15 protein-coding genes are annotated in these 23,349 nt (G+C 66.4%); 7 read left to right on the top strand and 8 right to left on the bottom strand.

Annotated features, from left to right (window positions below; all coding sequences use genetic code 11):
* Window positions 1–99: 99 nt before the first annotated feature.
* Window positions 100–9,006: an amino acid adenylation domain-containing protein gene (locus WKC72_RS33625; protein WP_370180933.1), complete on the top strand. Its 8,907-nt coding sequence runs from the start codon at window positions 100–102 to the stop codon at window positions 9,004–9,006.
* Window positions 9,007–10,422: a polysaccharide biosynthesis tyrosine autokinase gene (locus tag WKC72_RS33620; protein WP_370180932.1), complete on the top strand. Its 1,416-nt coding sequence runs from the start codon at window positions 9,007–9,009 to the stop codon at window positions 10,420–10,422.
* Window positions 10,423–10,433: 11 nt separating this feature from the next.
* Here WKC72_RS33620 and WKC72_RS33615 read toward each other — a convergent pair whose 3' ends face one another.
* Both WKC72_RS33615 and WKC72_RS33610 read right to left on the bottom strand, forming a co-directional pair.
* Complete coding sequence (locus tag WKC72_RS33615) at window positions 10,434–12,776, bottom strand: glycoside hydrolase family 65 protein (protein ID WP_370180931.1); 2,343 nt, start codon at window positions 12,774–12,776, stop codon at window positions 10,434–10,436.
* 2 nt (window positions 12,777–12,778) lie between these two features.
* Entirely contained in the window at window positions 12,779–13,504 is a 726-nt protein-coding gene (locus tag WKC72_RS33610; protein ID WP_112298927.1) for an HAD family phosphatase, read from the bottom strand.
* Between the two features lie 141 nt (window positions 13,505–13,645).
* Here WKC72_RS33610 and WKC72_RS33605 point away from each other — a divergent pair, with 141 nt between their 5' ends.
* From WKC72_RS33605 to WKC72_RS33595, 3 genes are all read left to right on the top strand, one after another.
* Window positions 13,646–14,182, top strand: a complete 537-nt coding sequence (locus WKC72_RS33605) for an ester cyclase (RefSeq protein ID WP_128639603.1) — start codon at window positions 13,646–13,648, stop codon at window positions 14,180–14,182.
* Between the two features lie 385 nt (window positions 14,183–14,567).
* Window positions 14,568–14,804, top strand: coding sequence for a hypothetical protein (locus WKC72_RS33600; protein WP_370180930.1), 237 nt, complete (start codon window positions 14,568–14,570; stop codon window positions 14,802–14,804).
* Window positions 14,805–15,153: 349 nt separating this feature from the next.
* Window positions 15,154–16,464, top strand: a complete 1,311-nt coding sequence (locus WKC72_RS33595) for a glycosyltransferase (RefSeq protein WP_370180929.1) — start codon at window positions 15,154–15,156, stop codon at window positions 16,462–16,464.
* A 31-nt stretch (window positions 16,465–16,495) separates the two neighbouring features.
* On the opposite strand, the gene WKC72_RS33590 is transcribed toward WKC72_RS33595, so the two are convergent.
* The gene (locus WKC72_RS33590) at window positions 16,496–17,242 is read right to left on the bottom strand and encodes a hypothetical protein (RefSeq protein WP_370180928.1); all 747 of its coding nucleotides are present in this window, start codon (window positions 17,240–17,242) and stop codon (window positions 16,496–16,498) included.
* A gap of 190 nt (window positions 17,243–17,432) precedes the next feature.
* On the opposite strand from WKC72_RS33590, the gene WKC72_RS33585 reads away from it, so the two are divergent.
* On the top strand, window positions 17,433–17,804 hold the full coding sequence (locus tag WKC72_RS33585; protein WP_370180927.1) for a hypothetical protein: 372 nt from the start codon (window positions 17,433–17,435) through the stop codon (window positions 17,802–17,804).
* A gap of 28 nt (window positions 17,805–17,832) precedes the next feature.
* Here WKC72_RS33585 and WKC72_RS33580 read toward each other — a convergent pair whose 3' ends face one another.
* Window positions 17,833–17,991, bottom strand: a complete 159-nt coding sequence (locus WKC72_RS33580) for a hypothetical protein (protein ID WP_174233762.1) — start codon at window positions 17,989–17,991, stop codon at window positions 17,833–17,835.
* Window positions 17,992–18,168: 177 nt separating this feature from the next.
* Here WKC72_RS33580 and WKC72_RS33575 point away from each other — a divergent pair, with 177 nt between their 5' ends.
* Window positions 18,169–18,612 (top strand): SPW repeat protein, encoded by a 444-nt coding sequence (locus WKC72_RS33575; protein ID WP_025432050.1) that lies wholly within the window; start codon window positions 18,169–18,171, stop codon window positions 18,610–18,612.
* Window positions 18,613–18,692: 80 nt separating this feature from the next.
* On the opposite strand, the gene WKC72_RS33570 is transcribed toward WKC72_RS33575, so the two are convergent.
* The 4 genes from WKC72_RS33570 to WKC72_RS33555 form a co-directional block, all read right to left on the bottom strand.
* Window positions 18,693–19,883, bottom strand: a complete 1,191-nt coding sequence (locus WKC72_RS33570) for a TerC family protein (protein WP_370180926.1) — start codon at window positions 19,881–19,883, stop codon at window positions 18,693–18,695.
* A 125-nt stretch (window positions 19,884–20,008) separates the two neighbouring features.
* Window positions 20,009–21,502 (bottom strand): gamma-aminobutyraldehyde dehydrogenase, encoded by a 1,494-nt coding sequence (locus WKC72_RS33565; protein ID WP_370180925.1) that lies wholly within the window; start codon window positions 21,500–21,502, stop codon window positions 20,009–20,011.
* A complete protein-coding gene (locus WKC72_RS33560) occupies window positions 21,499–22,884 on the bottom strand; it encodes an aspartate aminotransferase family protein (protein WP_370180924.1) in 1,386 nt (461 codons plus the stop codon). Before WKC72_RS33560 ends, WKC72_RS33565 begins: the two co-directional genes overlap by 4 nt.
* On the bottom strand, window positions 22,881–23,342 hold the full coding sequence (locus WKC72_RS33555; RefSeq protein ID WP_009478710.1) for an Lrp/AsnC family transcriptional regulator: 462 nt from the start codon (window positions 23,340–23,342) through the stop codon (window positions 22,881–22,883). Before WKC72_RS33555 ends, WKC72_RS33560 begins: the two co-directional genes overlap by 4 nt.
* Window positions 23,343–23,349: the final 7 nt, after the last annotated feature.

The following is a 23,349-nucleotide window of genomic DNA, read 5'->3' as shown; positions in this document are numbered from 1 at the left end:
GATCCGAGTATGGTCTCCGATACGGACTCTTCGACACCCATAGGTGTAGTGCCGCTCGGATGGTATTTCAAAACTGTGGCTGGGGGGAATGTAGTGCGTATGCGTGACGATGCCGGTGAGCGCGACGCGCGAGCCTTCCCGCTCTCCCATGCGCAGAAGGGGCTGTGGTTCGCGCAGCAACTCGACCCGACGGTGCCGATCCTGGTGGCCCAATACGTCGAACTACGGGGTCACGTCGACGTCGGCGCGCTCAAGTGGGCGTCCGAGCAGGGATCGTTCGATATCGAGTCGCCCGGAATCCGCCTCGTCGAATACGCGGGAGAGCCATTTCAGTTGGCGGACGAGACGATCGAGGACGAACTGGGGTACGTCGATCTACGTCTGCACCGGGATCCGATCGCGGAGGCCCATCGGCGGATGGACGAACGCCGGCGCAGGCCCCTGGACGTCTACCGTGACAGGTTGATCTCGGCGGAACTTCTGCACGTGGGCAATGATCACTACTTCCTGACGACGTTCGCGCATCATCTGATTCTCGACGGCTACGGCGCAATGGTTTTGATGAACCGTGTCGCAGAGCTGTACACGCACGCCGTCCAACGCACCGAAGCGCCGCCGTCGAAGGCACTTCACCTGCGTCAACTCTACGAAGCGGAGGACAAGTACCCCGGCACCCACAGATTCCAGCTCGACCGCGAGTACTGGGCCGAACGGACCGCTGGTCTCCCCGAACCGGCTCGGCTGACCGACCGGAAGGCGTATCCCGCGGCAGTGTCACTGCTAGAGAGCGGGGTGATGAAAACGGAACTGGCCGACAGTATCGGCGCACTCGCCAGGCGCTGGCACTCGTCGGAGGTTCCGGTCGTGGTGGCAGCCTTCGCCGCGTATCTCGCCCGAATGACGGGAAGTGCCGACATCGTCCTGAGTCTGCCGGTCTCGGCGCGGACGACGGCGTCGGCGCGACGGTCGGGCGGCAGCGTGGCGAACGTGGTTCCGCTTCGGATCCGTATCGATCCGCACAGCAGCATCGAGGACGTCGTCCGCCGCGTCCAGCTGGAACTGACCGGGGCCCTACGGCATCAGCGGTACCGCTACGAGGACATCCTTCACGACATGCGGGTGAACTCGGACGGTCGCAGCAGTTTCGGTCCGATGGTGAATATCATGATGTTTCACCAGGAGACCTGGTGGGGTGACGTTCTCGGTGAGTTCACCGTCCTCACTGCGGGACCCGTGGACGACCTCACGCTCGCGATCTACCCGGCAGTAACCGGGCACAGCATTCGTGTCGACTTCGAGGCTAATCCGGCTCTGTACGAGCAGGACGAGCTCGCACGTCATCATGCGCGTTTCATGTCCTTCCTCACCGAGTTCGTCGGCGCAGCGCCCGCGGGCGAGGTCGGCGACGCGGCGCTGCTCACCCGGGGCGAGCATGACTCTCTCGTCCCTGCGAGCGGACCTGCACCGGCCGCTGCGGTGACTCTGCCGGAGTTACTCGACGCGACTGGTGACTCGAGCGGCGTGGCCGTTCGTGCGGCGGGAGTCGACACGAGTTACCCGGAGTTACACGATCGGTCCAACCGACTCGCGCGCCGACTGATCGAGCGTGGGATCGGCCCGGAAGACGCCGTCGGCGTCATCGTTTCCGCGTCGCTGGAACAGGTGGTCGCGGTGTGGGCCGTGGCGCGATGCGGGGGCGCCGCCGTTCCGTTGGACCCGCACGTCGACGGCGAACGAATCGAGGATCTGCTCACGGATTCGGGCGCCGTGGCGGTCCTTGCCGTGGACGAGTCCGTCGTTCCAGCCGGCATCGACTGGGTCGACGTGGCGGATCTGCCCGGCGATTCGACACCGATCACCGATTCCGACCGCGTTCGACCGCTGTCGCTCGATCACACGGCCTGCGTGGTCCACGGCTCCGCCGACAGAGCCCGTGGAGTGACGATCAGCCACCGGGCTCTGGCTGCCCGCGCCGCCGCGCTCGTTCGTGTCTATCGCGCGGATGAGCGCTCCCGCATCCTGATGGCCGGGCATCGGTCGTGCGGGCAGTCCCTGCACGCACTCGTCGCCGCCGTGTGCGGCGGGATACTGGTGATTGCACCCTGCGAACTCCGCGGTGGAGAAGAGCTGTCCCGCTTCCTGCGCCGCGAACGTGTGACGCACTGGGCCTCGGGACCCGCGGCTCCGGCCGCTACCAACCCGACCGGCCTCGAGAGACTCGAGGTGCTCGCTCTCACGGGCCGCGGATACCCGTCCGAACTGGTGTCGCGGTGGGGTGCGGGCCGGACTGTGCTCAATCTGTACGGACCCGGAGACTCGGGGGTGTGGGCCGCAGCCACGGATGAACGAACGCCCGCGTCGCCCGAGACTCTCGGACGACCGATTGCGGGGGTGTCGGCGGTGGTACTGGACCGGACGCTGAAGCCGGTGCCCGTCGGCGTCGTCGGCGACCTGTACCTGTCCGGGGCCGGCCTCGGGCGCGGCTACGCGAGCCGACCGGCAGACACCGCAGCCCGTTTCGTGGCCAACCCGTTCGACCCCGCATACGCACGTATGTATCGGACGGGTGATCTTGCCAAGTGGACGGACGACCACCTGCTCGAATACGTCGAGCCGGCCGAGGGCTCGGCGCTGCACGACGGTATCGCGTGGTGGGCGGAGGCGTTGCGCGGTGTGGGTTCCGCCGCGCCACTGCCGACGGACCGCACCCGCCGCGGAAACGGCGTCGAATCGACCGTGCACGAATTCTCGGTCCCGGCCGAGACCTGGAACGGCTGCGTCGAGTTGGCCCGGGACCGCGGGACTTCGCTCTTCGAAATTCTCCACGCGGCGCTGGCAGTGCTGCTGGCATCCTTCGGCGGCCACAGCGACATCGTCGTCGGTGGACGCGTGAACCAGTTCGGTCACGGGCACGTCCTTCCCCTGCGCACCACCGTCGACCGGGACCTGTCATTCACGACGCTGCTCGAACAGGTTCACGAGTTCGACTCCTCAGCGTTCGAGTACGCCGACATCCCATTCGACCCCGACGACGAACTCTTCGGCGGCCGCAGGCCTCAGGTGATCCTGTCTCTTCTCGCCGGCGAGAACACGGCCGACCGGACGACGCCGCCCGACCTCGAGTTCGCGTTCGTGACCGCCGGGGGACGCGGGGAACCGGGAACGACAAGTGCGTCGATCACGTACTCACAGTCTCTCTTCGACGCCGGGACCGTACGATCGCTCGCCGAAGCGTTCGTTCCCTTGCTGATGGCCGCCACCAGTGACTCGGACGCCGCGATCGGTGAGATCCCACTGCCCGCAGCCGGGACCATCGAGGGCGAAAGAGCGGCGAAGGCAAGGACTCTCGCCGAGATCTTGACCGCCACCGCGCACGCGCATCCCGACGCACCTGCCCTCACGGACGGCGTCGTGGCACTCTCGTACCGGGAGCTCGCGCAGAGGTCCGACGCCCTTGCGCACGAACTGGCCCTTCGCGGCGCAAGGTCCGGAACCGTTGTCGCGCTGGCGCTACCACGGTCAGTCGACTTCGTGATCGCGTTGTGGGCGGTCGCGAAGACGGGTGCAGCCTTCCTCCCCGTCGATCCGACGCACCCCGCGGAGCGACTCTCGACGGTCCTGGGCGAGGCTGCCGTCCAGGTGGGAATCGGCAGGGATACCGTCGAATCCGCATCGGTGGCGCCGGCCATCTCCTGGCTGTCCGTCGTCGACGCACGGCTCGACTCCCCCCGACCGATGACGGTACCGGTGTGCCCCGACGAACTGGCGTACGTCATCTACACGTCCGGTTCGACCGGGGCCCCGAAGGGGGTGATGGTGACGCACCGCGGATTGTCCTCGCTGGTCGACGAGGCGGTGCGCAGGTACGACGTGACCGCGGATTCTCGTGTCCTGCACGGGTACAACCCCACATTCGATGCGGCGATGCTGGAGATCCTCTTGGCGTTCGGCTCGGGTGCCTGCCTGGTCGTGGCTCCGGCCGACGTGTACGCCGGACCCGACCTGCAGCATGTCCTGATCGATCTCGGCGTCACGCACTACCTGTCGACGCCTGCCGTACTCGGGTCGCTGGAGTCCTCGGAACTCGACGCTCTTCGAGTCGTCGCAGTCGGAGGCGAGGCGCTGACGACCGAACTCGCCGCCGAGTGGAGTCGCGGACGGAAGATGCTGAACGCATACGGGCCCACCGAGTCCACGGTGGTCGCAACCCTCGCCGAGGTCGACGAGCAGGTGACCATCGGTACCCCCGTCCCCGGCACCACCGCGGTAGTCCTCGACGCACGCCTTCGACCGGTCCCGGTGGGTGGCGTCGGAGAGCTGTATCTGCGCGGCGCGGGTCTCGCACGGGGATATGTGGGGGCGTCGCAGCGAACCGCGTCCAGGTTCGTGGCTTCCGGCAACGGTGCACGCATGTACAGGACGGGTGATCTGGTGCATCGACGCGCCGACGGGCGACTGTCGTTCGTCGCGCGCGTCGACAGGCAGGTCAAGATCCGCGGGGTCCGAATCGAGCCGAGTGAGATCGACGTTGCGATCGCCCGCGTCGCCGACGTGGAGAGCGCCGTGACGGTATCGCGTCCCAACGCGATCGGTGTCGACGCCCTCGTCTCGTATGTGGTGCCGCGCGGTTCCTTCGACGTCGAAGAGGTCCGTGAATCACTCGCGCAGGTCCTGCCGTCCTACCTTGTTCCCACCACGATCGTGGTTCTCGACGCGTTCCCCCTCACCGCTTCAGGGAAGACCGATCTGGATGCGCTCCCAGTGCCGGTGCTGGAATCCCACGAGTTCCGGGCACCGAACTCGGTGGTCGAACAGGTGGTGGCCGGAGTCTTCGCGGAGGTGCTCGGCGTCGAGTCCGTCGGTCTGGGCGACGACTTCTTCGCCCTCGGCGGCAACTCGTTGATCGCAGCGCAAGTGGCGGCCAGGCTGGGCGCGGCCGTCGATGCGCACATTCCGGTGCGCATGCTGTTCGAGTCGCCGCGGGTGGAGGCGTTGGCGACGAGGGTCGAGGCCGAGGCCGGAACCGGCCGCCGGGTTCCCCTCGTCGCAGGTGACCGGCCGGACCGGATTCCCTTGTCACCAGCGCAACAGAGGCTGTGGTTCCTCAATCGGGTGGATCCGGAGTCGCCCGTCTACAACCTCCCGCTCGCGGTGCGATTGACCGGCGCACTGGACGTCGACGCGCTCCGGCACGCGGCGCGTGACGTGCTCGGCCGCCACGAATCGCTGCGCACCGTCTTCCCCGCCGTCGACGGGGTTCCCACGCAGGTGGTCCTGCCCGTCGACGAGGTGGATCTGGATCTCACGCCCGTGGAGGTCTCGCACAGTTCCGTCGACGGAGAGGTGCTTTCGTTCCTGTCGGCCGGCTTCGATTTGACCGTCGACGTTCCGGTCCGTGGACGTCTCCTGAAGGTGGGCGGGCGCGAACACGTTCTGGTGATGGCGGTTCATCACGTCAGCGCCGACGGCTTCTCGCTCGCGCCCTTGGCACGTGATGTCGCCACAGCCTACGACGCACGCGCTCGTGGAGCCGCACCGACATGGACCGCGCTCCCCGTCCAGTACGCGGATTATGCTCTGTGGCAACGTGATACACTCGGTTCCGCCGACGATCCCCATTCCCGGGCGGCATGGCAGCTGGACCATTGGACGCGTACCCTCGCCGGGGTTCCCGATGTGATCGACCTGCCTACCGAGCGGCCCCGTCCGTCTGTGGCCTCGTATCGGGGTGCGACTGTGCGGTTGAACGTCAGCGCAGACACCCACCGAAAGCTCGCTCTGGTTGCACAGCAGCACAATGCGACGCTCTTCATGGTCGTTCACTCCGCTCTGGCGGCTCTACTGTCCCGCCTGACGGGTTCCTCGGATGTCGTTCTGGGGACGGCGGTCGCCGGTCGAGGTGAGCGGGAACTCGACGAACTCGTCGGGATGTTCGTCAACACTCTCGTTCTGCGCACCGGGATCGATCTCGACGAGACACTGTCCGAGGTGCTCGAACACGTCCGGGAGACCGACCTCGCTGCGCTGGCGCATTCCGAGGTGCCGTTCGAGCAGCTCGTCGAACGGATGAACCCTCCTCGTTCGCAGTCCTTTTCGCCGCTGTTCCAAGTCATGCTCGCATTTCAGAACCAGGTGGAGGGGACCTGGGAATTGCCCGGACTGACGCTGTCTCCGATGGACTTCGACACAGCCGTCACCAAGTTCGATCTCGACTTCTCCCTGTCCGATCGATACGACGGAGAGGGGCGGGGCGCCGGATTGTCGGGCCGGCTCACCTACGCAACGGATCTGTTCGACGCGACGACAGCCGATCGAGTGGGCCGGCAGTTCGAGCACTTCCTCGACGTGTTCGCGGCTGACCCCGCAAGCCGTGTCGGCGGCATCGGCCTCCTCACGGAAACGGAAACGTCCGACATCCTCGTGAAGCCGAACTGCACGGCGGTGGAGATCCGGCCCGCGACGGTGGTCGACCTGTTCGACGTCCAGGTTCGGCGTGCACCCGACGCGATCGCTCTGGTCTTCGAGGGCCAGGTCATGACGTATGCCGAACTCGACGACCGCGCGAACCGCTGCGCGCGACTTCTCATCGGCCACGGAATCGGGCCCGACACTGTGGCGGCGTTGGCCGTCGAGCGTTCACTCGAACTGGTCGTGGCGACACTCGCGATCCTGAAATCCGGTGCCGGATACGTGCCGGTGGACCCGGAGCATCCCCCAGAACGCATCGCCGCCGTGATCGAGGCGTCGACGCCGAGGTTGATGGTGACCACGTCGACGGTCGGGTTACCGTCGATGCCCGGTATTCCCCACGTCGAGATCGACAGGGCAGACCTGGCCGGATACAGCGCGAATCGGATCTCCGACGCGGACCGGGTGGCGCCGCTACACCCGGACAACATTGCGTACACGATGTTCACATCCGGCTCGACGGGCACACCCAAGGGCGTGACGGTGAGTCACGGCGCCATCGTGAATCAACTGCACTGGCTCCGGGCCGAGTACGACATCACCGCAGACGACCGAGGCATTCTGCGTGCACCGTCCACGTTCGACGTGTCCGTCTGGGAGTGCCTGCTCCCGCTGAGTGTGGGTGCACAGCTCGTGGTGACACGACCAGGGGGGCACCGTGACGTCGACTATCTCGCCTCGGTGATCCGGAATCGTCGAATCACCATGGTGCACTTCGTCCCCTCGGTCCTGGCGGCGTTCCTCGCGGATGGGCACGGTGACTGCCTCACATCCGTCCGCCACGTCTTCGCCGGTGGCGAGGAACTGTCTCCTGCGCTCGCAGCGAATGTCCTGGCGTTCGCGCCCGGAGCGTTCCACAACACGTACGGTCCCACCGAGGCGGCTGTGACGACCACGGCCTGTGAGATCGTCGGCCGGCCGGAAGCCCAGGTGCGGATCGGGGGCCCGGTCTGGAACACACAGGTCTTCGTGCTCGACACGCGTCTTCTGCCTGTACCCGCAGGAGTCGCGGGGGAGCTGTTCCTCGCGGGCGCCCAGCTCGCCCGAGGATACGTCGGCCGAAGCGACCTCACTGCGGGTCGTTTCGTCGCGAATCCCTTCGGGCCTGCCGGAAGCAGGATGTACCGCACCGGAGACCTGGTGAAATGGGACGGATCCGGACGACTGGTGCACCTGGGGCGCACGGACTTCCAGGTGAAGCTGCGAGGCCTGAGGATCGAGCTCGGTGAGATCGAGACGGTGCTGGAACGCGAGGAAGGGGTGTCGCGAGCAGCGGTAGCCCTGATCGACGACGTGCGCGCGGGGGAGCACCTCGTCGGTTATGTGCGGGCCGACGGGGAACGCGCGCTGGATCCGGACCTGATCAAGGCGACGGCGAGGCGCGCCCTGCCGTCATACATGGTGCCTACGCGAATCGTCGTGCTCGAGGAGTTTCCACTGGGCCCCAATGGGAAGCTCGACCGCAAGGCGTTGCCGTCGCCGCAGTTCGAGGCTCGTGCGTACCGAGCGCCGGAGACCACCTCCGAGGTCGCGGTTGCGAGGGCTTTCGGCGAGGCGCTCGGTATCGACCGGATCGGTGCCGACGACAACTTCTTCGAACTGGGTGGCAACTCGCTCCTGGCAGTGCGGGTGCTGAACAGGCTGGGATCCGAGACCGGGGTTGAGGTTCCGCTGCGCACGCTGATGTCCGATCCGACACCACATTCGATCGGACAGCGCATGGACTCGCGGGAATCCGACGAAGACGAGGCACTCGGCGTCATCCTCCCGATTCGTGCGGTAGGCACGCGCCCACCCCTGTTCTGCGTCCATCCCATCGTGGGCCTGTCCTGGTGCTATTCGGGTCTGGCCTCGCATCTGCATCCGGAGCAACCGATCTACGGGATTCAGTCACCTGCCGTCACCGCTGCCGGACCGCCGGCCTCGTCACTCGACGAAGTCGCGGCCAGGTACGTCGACGAGATCCGCCGCATACAGCCCGAGGGGCCGTATCACCTGCTGGGCTGGTCTCTCGGCGGAGTACTGGCGCATACGATGGCCGTACAACTCCAATCGATCGGTGAAGAAGTCGCGACTCTGGTCATGCTCGACAGCCGGACGGAGCACACCGCGTCTGACGCTCTCCCAGTCGGCGCCGAGGATCTGCTCGCCGGACTGGGTGTCGTGGACTCCCCGCCATTCCCCGTCGCGGATCTCACGCCCGAAGCCGCCGTGAACCTCCTGGGCAGGCTGGGTGGGCCCCTCTCGGCGATCACCCCGGCACATCTCCACCGAATGATCAGCGGAGCCGGACGACACCACGAGTTGACGAGGACTCACGTGCCCCGCGTTTTCCACGGTGACGTCCTATTCTTCGCGGCGGGGCAGGAAGATTCGAGCGCTACGCGCGCGGTGACGGGCTGGGAGCCCTACGTTGTAGGGAGCATCAGTGAGCACGTCGTCGACAGCGGGCACTGGCACATGACGTCCCAGGCGGCGTTGAAAGTGGTCGGAGCGGTACTGCGTGAACGTGAAGTGAAACGGAAAGTGAGGGTGTAAGTGGACATCCAGGACTATGTGCGCATCGTCAAGGAGCGCTGGAAGATCGTCGCGGTGACCGCGGTGGTGGTGACGCTGGGCGCGTTCATTCCGACGCTGTTCACGAAGCCCGTGTACCAGACCTCGACACTGCTGTACGTCTCGTCCACCCAGCCCCGCCTCGCCACGTACGCCGAGTTGCTGACCGGGAAGAAGCTGGCGCAACGGACGATCGACGAACTCGGTCTCGACATGACGCCGGCCGAACTCGTCGCGAACGTGAAAGCGACGCCGGTGCCCGAACTGCTGCTGCACGTGAAGGTTCAGGACACCTCGCCGGAACGGGCACGCGACATCGCCGACACGCTGTCGGAACAGTTCGTGTCGATGATGGACGAACTGGCGACGACCGACATCGAGGCCGCTGCCGCCAACAAGGAGGCCCAGCCACCGCAGGTCCTGGCGAGCCCCGCTACCGCGGAGTCGGGGTACTCGATCACCATGGAAGATCCCGATCCGAAGCCGGCGCGGGTGTCCATCGAGCAGAACGCGACGGTGCCCACCGAGGCGCTACCCACGTCGGAGAAGCGGAACGTGGTGCTCGGCCTCGCCGTCGGTCTGCTCCTCGGCATCGCGCTCGCCGTAGTCCGCGACTGGCTCGACGCGACGGTGAAGGACCGACGAGCAGTCGAGGGGCAGATCGGCGCTCCGCTGGTCGGCACTATCCCGGACGATGCAGAATCGTCCGGTGGTGTCGTGGACCTGTCGGACGCGACGTCGCCAGTGGGAGCGGCTCATCGGCAGCTGCGCACCAATCTGCAGTTCGCCGATGCGTCACACCCACCGCACGTCATCGTCGTTGCCAGTCCGTCACCGGGCGAGGAGTCGGACGTGACTGCGCTCAATCTCGGTGTCGCCCTGGCGGCAGCGGGTCAGAACGTGTGCGTAGTGGAGGCGGACCTTCGGAAACCGCTGGTGGCATCGACGCTGGGAATCCAGGGTGCATCCGGCGCGGGACTGAGTTCGGTGCTGCGCGGCGAAGCCGATCTGGCGGAGGCGATTCGTACCACGACGTACGAGCGTCTGTCGCTGCTTCCGTCCGGTCCGCTACCGGCGAATCCCAGCGAGCTTCTCGGCTCCGCTGCTGCGAGATCGGTCGTCGCTACCCTGCGAGACCGGTTCGACTACGTGGTGTTCGCGGGTGCCCCGCTGCTCCCGGTCACCGATTCCGCGGCCCTGTCAGCAATCTCGGACGGTGCGCTGATCGTGGCCCGATACGGCAAGACGAAGCGTCAGCACCTCGCCGAAGCCTCCGCCAACCTGCGCGGCATCGGCGCGACCATCCTCGGCGGAGTGCTGGTGGGTGCGCGCGAGGGAACCCGTGGACAGGACGCCTACCGGGACTACCTGGAACCGCATCCGGCCGCGACGGTGTAGTCGGTCCCGGCTCAGCCGCCGCGCCGCGCGGGTGCCCGCCCGTACGGTTGCCGCACGGGCGCGGTAACCGGCAGTTCGGGGATCGGCCGCGTCACCGGGAACGAGTCGAGAGTGAACGGGTTGCCGTGATGGGCGAGCTGAACCGGTTCACCGGACAGCAGGCGGTAGGTTGCGGTCATGGCGCGGATGTCCACGTGGATCTGGCTGCCCCGCACCGTCATCCGGAACGACAGATTGACCAGCTGTGGTGGTATCCGCGGCGCGAACGAGATGTCGCCGTCGTGGTCGCGCATCCCACCGAATCCCGCGACACACGCCATCCACGTCCCGGCGAGCGAGGCGATGTGCAATCCGTTCTCCACGTTGGCGTGGAGGTCGTGGAGATCGGTCAGAGCGGCTTCGGCGAGGTAGTCGTAGGCGAGTTGAAGTTGCCCGACCTCGGCGGCCATCACGGACTGCACGCACGCTGACAGGGACGAGTCCCGAACCGTCAGGGCTTCGTAATAGGCGAAATTGGCGATCTTCTGTTCGTGGGTGAAGGCGTCGCCCCGCAGATACATCGCCAGCACGAGGTCGGCCTGCTTCACCACCTGCTTGCGGTAGAGGTCGAAGTACGGGTAGTGGAGCAGCAGCGGATAGTGTTCGGGGGGTGTGCCTTCGAAGTCCCACTCGGCGTGGTGCGTGAAGGCGTCGGACTGCTGGTGCACGCCGAGAGCGTCGTCGAACGGAATGCGCATGTGCTCGGCGGCATCTCGCCAGAGTGCCGCTTCCTCGTCGTCGACACCGAGCTCACGCGCCAGCCCCGGGCGCCTCTCGCAGGCGATCGCCGCGTCGTGCAGGTTCTTCTGCGCCATCAGATTGGTGAACACGTTGTTGTCGGCGACAGCGGTGTACTCGTCCGGCCCGGTGACACCGTCGATTCGGAACTCGCCCTGCGCGTTGTGGTGGCCGAGTGACGTCCACAGCCGGGCGGTCTCCACGAGCAGTTCGACGCCGCATTCGGCTTCGAACTCCTCGTCCCCGGTCGCGGCCAGGTACCGGGACGTGGCCGCGGCGACGTCGGCACCCACGTGGAAGGCCGCGGTACCCGCGGGCCAATAGCCGGAGCATTCTTCGCCGTTGATCGAGCGCCACGGGAACACGGCGCCTGCCTGCCCCAGCTGTACGGCGCGGTTCTTCGCCTTGTCGAGCGTGGAGTGCCGCCAGCGCAGCGCGTCGCGGGCCGAGTCCGGCACCGTGTACGTGAGCAGCGGCAGGACGAAGGTCTCGGTATCCCAGAACGCATGCCCGTCGTATCCGGGCCCGGTCAGACCCTTCGCGGGGATCGCGCGTGACTCACCGCGAGCACCCGCCTGCAGCACATGGAACAGTGCAAACCGCACCGCCTGCTGAAGTTCCGCGTCGCCGTCGATCTCGACGTCCGCCGTCTCCCAGAACGCGTCGAGGTACTCGCGCTGCCTCCTCAGCAGGGTGTCCCAGCCGGTTTCGAGTGCTCCGGCGAGCGCCCCCTCCACCTGGCCGCGCAGGGCCGGAGTCGACCGCCGCGCCGACCACCCGTACGCCAGGTATTTCGTCACCTTCAGACGTTCACCCTGCGGGATGTCGACGGCCACGGTGAGCCGGGCCAGATCCTCTTCGGTCTCGATGCTGCACCGCCCGTTGGACGGGTACTCGACCTCGTGGTCCATACCCGCGGCCATCCGCAGTCCCGACGCCCTCGTGTGATGGGCGAGCACAGCCTTGAAGTCGTGGGCGGCAGCGAAATCGGAGACAAGTGGACTGTCCAGGGCGGCAGCTACTCTCGGGTCGTCCGTGCGGGCCGGGATGTGTTCGTTGGCGAGCAGATCCGACTGCAGGACGAGTTCGATGTCGCCGTCGAGCGGCTCGACCTCGTAGTGGATGGCGGCGACGGCGCGCGAGGTGAACGACACGAGTCGTTCCGAGTGGATACGCACCCGGCGTCCGGTCGGCGACGTCCACTCGGTGGTGCGGCGCAGGGTGCCCGAGCGGAAGTCGAGGACCCGCTCGTGCGCCGGTGCGCTCCCGTACCGCATGTCCATGGGTTCGTCCTCGACGAGCAGGCGGATGATGCTGCCGTCGGTCACGTTCACGACGGTCTGCCCGTCCTCGGGGTAGCCGTAGCCCGCCTCCGCGTACGGCAGGGGACGTTGCTCGTAGAACCCGTTGAGGTAGGTGCCGGGGAGGCCGCGTGGTTCACCCTCCTCGAACGTGCCACGAATCCCGATGTGTCCGTTGGACAGTGCGAAGGTGGATTCGGTGGCGTGCAGTGCCTCCAGATCCAGTCCGCGCCAGCGCAGCTGCCACGGCGAGATCTCGTAGCCCTTGTCGTCCATGCTCACCTTTCCAGGAGTTCGGCCAGGTCGTTCACCACCACGTCGGCGCCGTGCTCCCGTAACGCCTCGGCCTGATCGTTCCGATTCACCCCGACGACGTAACCGAATTCGCCTGCCCGCCCCGATTCCACTCCGGAGAGGGCGTCCTCGAACACGGCCGCCTGATCGGGATGCACGTTGAGGGCGCGGGCGGCCGCGAGGAACGAATCCGGCGCGGGTTTACCGCGGAGACCCTGCTCGCTGATCACCACCCCGTCGATGCGGACGTGGACGTAGCGGCTGAGGTCGGCCGCGTCGAGGACGGCCTTGCCGTTCGCGGACGACGTGACCACGGCGATCTTCAGGCCGGCGTCGTATGCCGCGCTGATGTAGCGGACCGAGCCGGGATAGGGGCTGACGCCTTCCTCTTCGATGACTTTCAGCAGCAGCCGGTTCTTGCTGTTTCCGACACCGTTCACGGTTTCGGCGCCGGGCGGATCGTCCGGCGACCCCTCCGGCAACGTGATGTTGCGGGACGTGAGAAACGTCCGGACCCCGTCGGCGCGGGGGCGTCCGTCGACGTAGTCGTAATAGTCCTGGTCGGTGAACGGCCGGAAGTTCGCGCCCTCGCGATGCTTCAGGAACTCGTCGAACGTGCGTTTCCACGCCTTCCGGTGCAGCACCGCCGTTGCCGTGAGCACACCGTCGAGATCGAACAAGCAGGCCGAGATCGCATCAGGCAGTCCCATCACCTCCCCGACGGTACCGCCGTCGACGGCGGATTCGCTGAGGCGCGCGCAAATCCTGCACCCGACCGGTATCCGGTCGTTGACTTCCCGTCGACGGCGGCCGAATACTGAGAGTTCCAACCGACTGTTGCGGAGTGCACCGTGAACGTGGAGGAACCGGCCCCGTCGGAGCAAGTGAAATCCCTCGCCGTTCGTGCGATGGAGATCATGTCGAACGGAAGCCGAGCCGATTTCGATTCCGTCGTCCACACGGGCGCAGTCAACCGGGAGAGCATGTCGGAACCCCCGCGGACGCGAGGGCGCGGACCCGACGCGTTCTACGCCTCCGCCGTGTGGCTGCGCGCCGCGTTCACCGAACTGCGGTTCGACGTCGAGCACGTCGTCGTCGAGGGCGACCTCGCCGTCGTCTACACGATCATGAAGGGCAGGCACGTCGGACCCTTCGTCGTCTACGACGAGCAGGGATCGATCGACCAGGTGTTCGCGCCCACGGGGCGATCGTTCGCGGTCAAGCAGTCGCACTGGTTGCGCGTCGAAGACGGCCGTGTCATCGAGCACTGGGCCACCCGGGACGACCTCGGTCAGGCGGTCCAGCTGGGCTGGGTGCCGCCGACGCCGCTGTCCATGGTCCGCAATGCCTGGGCCAAACGTGCAGCGCGCAGGAATGCGTCGCACTGACCGCTGACCATGTCGGAACGGTGACGATTCCTCGCAAAAACGCCAAACCGTACCAAACGGACCGTATGTTTCGTTCGATCGATAGATACTCGAACGAAGGAGATGGTCCTTGAAACGCTCGGTGGTTATCGCGGCAAGTTGTGCACTCCTGACGCTGTCGGCCTGCGGGTCCGACAGTGAACCGACGCCGGCATCCGAAACGTCCAGCTCGACAACAAAGGCGACACCCGCCGCCGCTACGACCACTCCGCCGGCGTCGGAGCTCGCACCGCCGGCTGTCGCACCGGAGTCGAACGGAGGCGGCGGCGGTTCGTCGGGGACCGGGCAGGGAGGTCCCGGCGGGGGTTGGCAGGCTCCGGTCGCAGGTCAGCAACAGGCGCCGGTGGTGCCCCCGCCCACCGTCGTCGAGAACCCGCCGGCGGCGGTCGAGCAGCCTCCAGTAGGCGAGCCCCCGGCGGGTGAGAATCCGGACGCGGAGAATCCGGCGGGTGAGAACCCGGACGCGGAGAACCCGGACGGTGAGAACCCGGACGGTGAGAACCCGGACGCGGAGAACCCGGACGCGGAGAATCCGGCGGGTGAGAACCCGGACGGTGAGAACCCCGACGGCGGCACTCCCTAGTCGAAGAAGCGGCGAGTAGCGGGCGTCTCGAGCATCGGGGCGCCCGCCTCTGGTGCTCGCGTCATGAGGTATGGCTGTGTCCATCGAGATCGCGTGTCGGCCCACTGGGATGCCGGAGCGTGAAGTCGCCGCCCCGAGGGCATGGGCGCCGATCCTGGGCTGCGACTACGCGCATCGGCTGTACCGCGGCTGTTGACGGCCGGTAGTCCGGAGACGATCGTTGTAGACATGAAAGTCGGGCCGCCCGCCCATACCGGATGGTGGCGCGGGCGCAGGTTGCCGCGCAGACCACAGAGCGGATCATTGATGCGACGTCCTGAACCCACTGGCAGCAGGCGATCGTGACCTGTTGTTCTCCCAACGGATTCCGCCGACAGACGTTCTCGTCTGGCTCGATTTCGCAACGATCGGCTCGTCGGCCGAACGCACCGATCAGTCTCAGCTCGGCCGCCCGCGAGTCCAACGGCCGGACCGACTGCCCGAGCAACTTTTAACGGGCCCGACCTCGATCGTCTGGAGGCACCCCATGGCACGCATTCTGTTCGTCACCTGGGATGGCGGCGGCAACGTGCCACCCGCTCTCGGTATCGCGACGGAGGCGCGCAACCGCGGTCACCAAGTCCGATTTCTCGGACACGCCCAGCAACGCCGGCGAATCGAAAGCCACGGTTTCCGGTTCACGCCCTACACCCATGCACGACCCTGGCAGTCGACGACCAGACATCCCGGTATCGCGGGCGTGTACCAATCGCTTGCAGTCTTTACCGACGCCGGGCCCGGAATCGATCTACTCGAGACCGTCGCGCGCGAGCCGGCCGACGTGGTGGTGGTCGATTGCTTTCTGTACGGGGCCCTGCAGGCCGCCGCCGACGCGCACCTGACGCGTGTCACGCTGGTGCACACCTGCTACGAGTTCATGTATCGAGGCGTGACACGTGGTACGACGCCCGTGATGGCCCGTCTGAAAGGCCAGCGGCCACTGAGGCTGTGGACATCATCGGACCTTGCGCTGGTGACGACCGAGAAGGACCTCGATCCGGCCTCACGTCGAAGCCTGCCCGCCTCCGTCCACTACACCGGGGTGGTGCGACATCCGATGCCGTCCACGTTGACACCCGTGTCCGAGCGCGATCCGCTGATCCTGGTCAGCCTCAGCAGCCTCAACTTCGGCGGACAACAGCGGGCCCTGCAGAATATCCTCGAGGCTGTCGCGGGACTGCCCGCCCACACCGTTGTCACTACCGGACCGTCGGTCGATCCGGCAACCTTCACGGCGGGCCCGAACACTGAAGTGCACGGCTACGTTCCACACGAACAGATCCTGCCGACCGCCACGCTCGTGATCGGGCACGGCGGCCACGACACCACTATGCGCGCCCTTGCACACGACCTGCCCCTGGTCATTCTGCCGATTCACCCGGCGCTCGATCAGAAGATGATCGGCCGCAGCCTGGAGCAGCGCGGCGTCGCCCGGTGCCTCCGCAAGACGGCCGCGCCCGAGCGCATCCGGTCGGCGGTCGGAGAGTTGCTCGTCGCCGGACCGCACAGGGTGACCGCAGCAACTCTGGGAGCGCGGATCCGCGCCCATGACGGTGCCGTTCATGCCGCGGACCTCATCGATCACCTGCCGATCCGAGAACGACGGAAGGGAGTGCGATGACGACGCAGTAGCGATCACGTGTGCCAGTGCATCAGTCCGGAAGACTGCCGATTCGATCCGCGAGCAGCGCGCAGTATGTCCGGTCGGTGCCTGGGGCGAGCCGCACCCAGTAACTGGTGTGGTCGCCCCGGAACAGGTAGCCGTTCACGTCGTCGATGGCCTCGGAGTATTGCTGCCACACAGTCCACGGTCGCCACCAGTTCAGGATCACCGCCTGCCACCTTCGGGTGCGGAGCCGGTCGAGGAGGTCCGTCACCCACGCGGCCGGGTCGGCGAGGGAGAAGGCCGCCGACTGGTCCGCGAACGTCCGCAGCGGTGAGTTGCCGGGGCAGCAGCAGATGACGTCCAACGGGTCGGCGATCTGCCACACGGGCATCCCCGTGATCGGGCGTTGCCCCGCGATGCCCCAGCCTGGCAGGTCCGGGGACGTCGGCCGCAGCGGATCGGCGATCAGGCCGACCCCACGCACGTCCAGGGCGGGGTGCTGTCCCCGTCCCACCTCGGCTGCCACATTGCCGGCGAGCGCAGCCCCTCCCGAGTAACCCAGCAGAACAACGGGATTCGGGTCGTCGGAGATCATCCGCAACAGGAGTGTGCGTCCTTCGGACAGCGCCTTGTCGAACGCTGATCCACCCGGATCGGGCACCGGTCCGTAGCTCGCCTCCCACGGGACCTGCTTGACGACGAACCGAGCGGGGTCCAGGAGTTGTGTGGTGTTGGTGAGCATGTTGACGTCGAGATCCTCACCGATGCCGCGACAGCACAGAACGGTGATCATGCAACCTCCCACGTGAGTGCCGATACGTGCCCGAGCACACTTTCCCACTCACGTGCGGGGGTGTCCCCTGATCGGGGGAGTCGAGATTCATCCGATGCACGGCCTGATCGGCGGACAGACGTGGGCGCCGGGGCGGGAGAGAGTTGTCTCGTACCGGGATCAGCCGTTCACGTGGACAGGAACCTTTGGCATGTCACCCATCTCCAGCATCGAGGTCGCTCGAGCCCGTCGGTCTCGCCGCGTGTTGTTCGTCGGCAATCCCACCCGGTACGCCGACGTGTCGCAGTGGGCGATGGTCCGCCAATGGGTGGCGCTCCACGGGCTGGAACCGATCCGCGAACTCGAGGGGGACGTGCTCTGCGTCATCGTCACCGAGGACATCCTGGACGGGCGTTGTTCGCAGAAGGAATCGGCCGCCGTTCAGCACGCCCGTGCGCTCGGTGTGCCGTGCATCAGCGTCCACGACACCACCCTGATCTGGCAGGTCACCGCGCGCGTGCGGTCACGGATACGGGAGTCGGCAGTCGGTGTGCCTTCGGGAGTGCATAGAGACGGCGCGTGAGGGTCCGGGCGTCTCCGAAAGTGCGCGGTCACGCGACCGTACGGTCGGGAGGGTCGTTCTTACTCGTCGCATCCTCTTTGGCGGGCAGTTCGTGCAGGTCTTTCTGCCGAATCGCCTTCCCGATGAGGATCGCGAGCGGCACCGACAGTGCTATCCACGCGAGCACGACCCAGGCAATCCACCACACACATCGAGTATGCCCGTCCCCTGGACGCTTGCCCAAGGGCAGCGGATCGCCTGCGGTCCGTGGGGACTGGTCGGTAGCGGAAATTCGGAAAAATTACCTGGTCATCACTGGTTTGCGGTATGGAGTTCGGGGCACCCCCTTCGGTAGGGATTGGTTCTCTTTTCAAGGAGGTGGGTGATGACGACACCAGGTATGTCGATCGAGAGACACCCTGATATCGCCGAGTTGCGGGCTCGCTACGACCGGGTCTCGGAACAGCCGATGACGCAGGTCACCGAGGGCCTGATGTTCATGGCGGGCCTGTACATGGCGGCGTCGCCGTGGATTGTCGGGTTCGCGAGCCAGTCGGGCCTGGCGATGTGCAACCTGCTGTCGGGTGTTGCGGTGGCACTGCTCGCCGTCGGTTTCACGTCGGCCTACTCACGCACGCACGGCATGGCGTTCGTCGCGCCGCTGCTGGGTCTGTGGATGATCGTCAGCCCGTGGCTGGTCGTCGGAGTAACCACCACGGCGGGAATGATCTGGTCGAACGTGGTCTGCGGCATCGTCGTCTGTCTGCTGGGTCTCGGTATCACCGCCATGGGAATGGCGGACGGCGGAATGCGGATGAGGAGGAGGTAGTCGCGGCGCGTGCCTTCATGGGGATGGGGCACGAGTCAGAGAAGCGCCCGCCGATTCGGTGGGCGCTTCGCTGAGTCCACCTAGCTTTGTTTGAGGAACGCGTCGTGCTCCTGGTGTGAGCGTTTGATGAGGTCCATCAGTGCGGTTTCTTCGCGGACCATCTTCTTGAACTTCGGGTCGAGCTTCTTGAGTTGTTCCTCCTCGTTCAACAACTTGTCGTACATGCGTTCGCGCTCCGCCAGGTCGGCGGTGTAGTCGAGGTCGAGGTAGTTGATCGCGTGCCGCCGTGCGCCGGCGATGGCGGACTGTGCCCTGCCCTTCTTGCTGGTGAGCGACGCGATCACGGTGATGACGAGGATGCCGATGATGACGCCGAGCGACACGAAGGTGCTGATTTCGATGACGTCGACCGGTTCGCCGTCGTTGACGAACGGCAGGTTGTTCTCGTGCAGCGCGTGCAGGATCAGTTTGACGCCGATGAACGCGAGGATCGCGGCCAGTCCGAACGACAGGTAGATGAGGCGGTCGAGGAGCCCGTCGAGCAGGAAGTACAGCTGACGCAGACCCATCAGCGAGAACACGGTGGCGGTGAAGACGACGAAGACGTTCTGGGTGAGGCCGAAGATCGCGGGGATGGAGTCGAGCGCGAACAGGATGTCGGTGCCGCCGATCGCGACCATCACCAGCAGCATCGGCGTCATCGCCCGCTTGCCGTTCTCGACGGTGAAGAGTTTGTCGCCGTCGTAGTGCTCGGTGGTGTGCATGAACTTCTTCGCGATCCGGATGATGAAGTTGTCGGCCGAGTGCGACTCCTCGGTCTCGGGCCGCAGCAGGTTCCCGGCGGTGATCAGCAGGATGAGGCCGAAGAAGTAGAAAATCCAGGCGAACGAGTTGATGAGCGCGGCGCCGAGGAAGATGAACGCGGTGCGGGCGAAGATCGAGAACACGATGCCGAACAGCAGGACCTTCTGCTGGTCTTCGCGCGGCACCCGGAAGCTGGACATGATGATGAGGAACACGAAGAGGTTGTCGACCGACAGCGCCTTCTCCGTGACGTAGCCGGCGAAGTACTCCGTGCCCATGTCGACGCCGCCGAAGATCAGCACGGCGACACCGAAGAGCAGCGCGAGCCCGATATAGATCGACGACCAGATCGCCGCTTCCTTCAGCGTCGGGATGTGCGCATGGCGTACGTGGAAGAAGTAGTCGAACGCGAGCAGCGCGACGATCACGACGATCGTCACAGTCCAGGCGAACGGGGTCACATGCATCGTCTCTGCCTTTCAGCCGAAGCGAACGCGCCTGTTCGTCAGCGTAGTCGCGCGCGGGGGCGCGACTCGGCAGAACTGCCGCGGTCGCCGGGGCGGAACACCTGTTGCCGCCCCGGCGACCGGACCTATCCTCGGTCGCCGAACACCGTCCGGTGCCAGTCCTTCCTGGCGGTGCCGGTGATGTCGGACATGACGTGCTTGACGTTGGTGTACTCGTCGAGCGAGTACGTCGACATGTCCTTGCCGTAACCGGACGCCTTGTACCCGCCGTGGGGCATTTCGCTGATGATCGGGATGTGGTCGTTGATCCACACACAGCCCGCGGCGATGTCGCGGGAGGCGGTCTGGGCCCGGTACAGGTCCCGCGTCCACGCGGACGCCGCCAGCCCGAAGTCGGTGTCGTTCGCCAGTGCAATGCCATCTGCATCGTCGTCGAACGGCAGTACGACGAGAACCGGGCCGAAGATCTCCCTCTGCACGATCTCGCTCGACTGGTCGGCGCCCACGACGAGCGTCGGCTCGTAGTAGAAGCCGGACGCGAGGTCGCCGCCGGGAAGGGCACCACCGCGGACGATCTTCGCGCCGGTGTCGCGGGCGCGGTCGATGAACCCGGCGACGTGCTGTTGCTGTCGCCGCGACACCAGCGGACCCATGTCGGTGCTCGGATCGGACGGATCACCGAGTCGGACGGTGTCCATGAGCGAGGCCACTCCGGCGACGAAGTCGTCGTACAGCGGGCGCTGCACGTAGGCGCGGGTGGCCGCGGTGCAGTCCTGGCCCGAGTTGATGAGGGCACCGGCGACGGCTCCGTTGATCGCGGCCTCGAGATCGGCGTCGTCGAACACGACGAACGGGGCCTTCCCACCCAGTTCCAGGTGCAGGCGCTTGCCTGCCGCGGCGGCCGCGATCTGTCGTCCGACGGGAGTCGATCCGGTGAAACTCACCATGCTCACGTCCCGGTGCGACACCAGCGCCGACCCGGTCGTCACGCCGCGGCCGGTGATCACGTTGACGACGCCGTCCGGCATGCCGGCACGGGACGCGGCCTCCGCGAACAGCAGCGACGTCAGGGGAGTGATCTCCGCGGGTTTGAGCACGATGGTGTTGCCCGCGGCGACTGCGGGCAGGACCTTCCACGCGGCCATCTGCAGCGGATAGTTCCACGGCGCGATCGAGCCGATCACCCCGACCGGTTCACGGCGGATGCTGGACGTGTGGTCGGGGGAGTACTCGCCCGACGCCTTTCCCTCCAGATTGCGGGCCGCGCCGGCGAAGAACGACACGTTGTCGATCGACCCGGGTACGTCGAACTCGGTCGACAGCTTGATGGGCTTGCCCGTCTGCCGGGTCTCGGTGCGTGCGATGTCGTCGGACATTTCCGTGAGCTCGGCGGCCCATCGAGTCAGGACGGCGGAACGCTCACCCGGGCTCGTCGTCGACCATTCCGTGTAGGCGGCCTTCGCGGTCGCGACCGCGTCGTCGACGTCCTCCACCGACGCCTCGGTGCGGGAGGAGATCACCTCACCCGTGGCCGGGTCGAGCACCTCGTACCGCTCGGCGGCCCGGCCGTCCCGGTAGCGGCCGCCGACGTACAGCCCGGGGAGCTCCTGGTGGTTCACAGCAGGGTCCAGGCTTCGGTGAGGACGCTGCGCAGGATGCGTTCGATCTCGTCGAATTCGGCCTGACCGCAGGTCAGGGGCGGGGCGAGCTGGATGACCGGGTCGCCGCGGTCGTCGGCCCGGCAGTACAGGCCGGCGTCGAACAGGGCGGTGGAGAGGAACCCGTGCAGGATCCGCTCGGCCTCGTCGTCGGTGAACGACTCCTTGGTGGTCTTGTCCTTGACCAGTTCGATGCCGTAGAAGAAGCCCTCCCCGCGCACGTCCCCGACCATGGGCAGATCGGTCAGCTTGTCGAGGGTGGCCCGGAACGCCGGCGCCTGCTCGGCGACGTGGGCGTTGAGGCCCTCGCGTTCGAAGATGTCCAGGTTCGCCAACGCCACCGCCGCCGAGACGGGGTGCCCGCCGAAGGTGTAGCCGTGCGCGAACATCGACGCACCGTCCGCGAAGGGTTCGAAGAGCCGGTCCGAGGCGATCATCGCCCCGATCGGCGAATACCCCGAGGTCAGGCCCTTGGCGCAGGTGATGATGTCGGGGACGTATCCGAAGTCGTCGCACGCGAACATCGACCCGATCCGGCCGAACGCGCAGATCACCTCGTCCGAGACCAGCAGCACGTCGTATTCGTCGCAGATCTGCCGGACCCGCTCGAAGTAGCCGGGCGGGGGTGGGAAGCAGCCGCCGGCGTTCTGCACCGGTTCGAGGAAGACGGCGGCGACGGTGTCGGGGCCCTCGAATTCGATGGCCTCGGCGATTCGGTCGGCGGCCCAGATCCCGAACGCCTTCGGGTCGGAGCCGAGGGGTTCGGGGGCCCGGTAGATGTTGGTGTTCGGGACCCGGAACGCGCCGGGGGTGAGCGGTTCGAACGGGGCCTTCAGGGCGGGGATGCCGGTGATGGCGAGGGCGCCCTGCGGGGTGCCGTGGTAGGCGATGGAGCGGGAGATCACCTTGTGTTTGCCGGGTTTGCCGACCTTCTTGAAGTATTGCTTGGCCAGTTTCCAGGCGCTTTCGACGGCCTCGCCGCCGCCGGTGGTGAAGAAGACCCGGTTCAGATCGCCGGGGGCGTAGCCGGCGAGGCGTTCGGCGAGTTCGATCGCCGGTGGGGTGGCGTACGACCAGAGCGGGAAGAATGCGAGCTGTTCGGCCTGCTTGGCGGCGGCCTCGGCGAGCTCGGTGCGGCCGTGCCCGGCCTGCACGACGAACAACCCGGACAGTCCGTCGAGGTAGCTCTTGCCGGTCGAGTCCCAGATCCGGGCGCCCTCACCGCGGGTGATGATCGGCGGGGTGATGTTCTGCCCGTGCCGGGAGAAATGCCCCCACAGGTGGCGGCGGGCGGCAGCCTCGAGTTTCGGCGTGGTAGGCGAAGTGTTGGTAACCGTGGTCATCGGGTTCCCCAATCATATTGCTGTTTGACAAGTTTCAGGTACACCATCGTCTCGGTGCCGAGCACACCGGGAATAGTGCGAATTTCTTTGTTGAGCACGGTCAGGAGGTGGTCGTCGTTCTCGCACACGATCTCGGCGAGAATGTCGTAGGCGCCTGCAGTCAGCACGACGTAATCGATAGCGTCGACGTCGGCGAGCCGGGCGGCGATCTCGGTGACGTCCCCCGAGCAGCGGATTCCGACCATGGCCTGACGTGAGAATCCCACTTGAACGGGGTCGGTCACCGCGACGATCTGCGTGACGCCGGTGTCGATCAGCTTCTGTACGCGTTGGCGTACAGCCGCTTCCGACAATCCGACGACCTTGCCGATGGCCGAGTACGACCGTCGTCCATCCTCCTGAAGTTGCTCGATGATCTGCTTGGACACGGGATCGAGAGAGGCAGGCTGCTCAGACATGGTCGAA

It is taken from the genome of Rhodococcus wratislaviensis (genome assembly GCF_041228765.1).
In the GTDB taxonomy this organism is placed as follows: Bacteria; Actinomycetota; Actinomycetes; order Mycobacteriales; family Mycobacteriaceae; genus Rhodococcus_F; species Rhodococcus_F wratislaviensis.
This window is presented reverse-complemented; position numbering and strand designations above follow the sequence as displayed.

What these genes read in the sequence shown, in the direction of transcription:
- WKC72_RS33625 (WP_370180933.1), top strand. Translation starts at nt 100, where the DNA reads ATGCGTGACGATGCCGGTGAGCGCGACGCGCGAGCCTTCCCGCTCTCC.
- WKC72_RS33570 (WP_370180926.1), bottom strand. Translation starts at nt 19,883, where the DNA reads ATGCATGTGACCCCGTTCGCCTGGACTGTGACGATCGTCGTGATCGTC.
- WKC72_RS33615 (WP_370180931.1), bottom strand. Translation starts at nt 12,776, where the DNA reads ATGGACGACAAGGGCTACGAGATCTCGCCGTGGCAGCTGCGCTGGCGC.
- WKC72_RS33585 (WP_370180927.1), top strand. Translation starts at nt 17,433, where the DNA reads ATGTCACCCATCTCCAGCATCGAGGTCGCTCGAGCCCGTCGGTCTCGC.
- WKC72_RS33560 (WP_370180924.1), bottom strand. Translation starts at nt 22,884, where the DNA reads ATGACCACGGTTACCAACACTTCGCCTACCACGCCGAAACTCGAGGCT.
- WKC72_RS33590 (WP_370180928.1), bottom strand. Translation starts at nt 17,242, where the DNA reads ATGATCACCGTTCTGTGCTGTCGCGGCATCGGTGAGGATCTCGACGTC.
- WKC72_RS33610 (WP_112298927.1), bottom strand. Translation starts at nt 13,504, where the DNA reads ATGGGACTGCCTGATGCGATCTCGGCCTGCTTGTTCGATCTCGACGGT.
- WKC72_RS33555 (WP_009478710.1), bottom strand. Translation starts at nt 23,342, where the DNA reads ATGTCTGAGCAGCCTGCCTCTCTCGATCCCGTGTCCAAGCAGATCATC.
- WKC72_RS33575 (WP_025432050.1), top strand. Translation starts at nt 18,169, where the DNA reads ATGACGACACCAGGTATGTCGATCGAGAGACACCCTGATATCGCCGAG.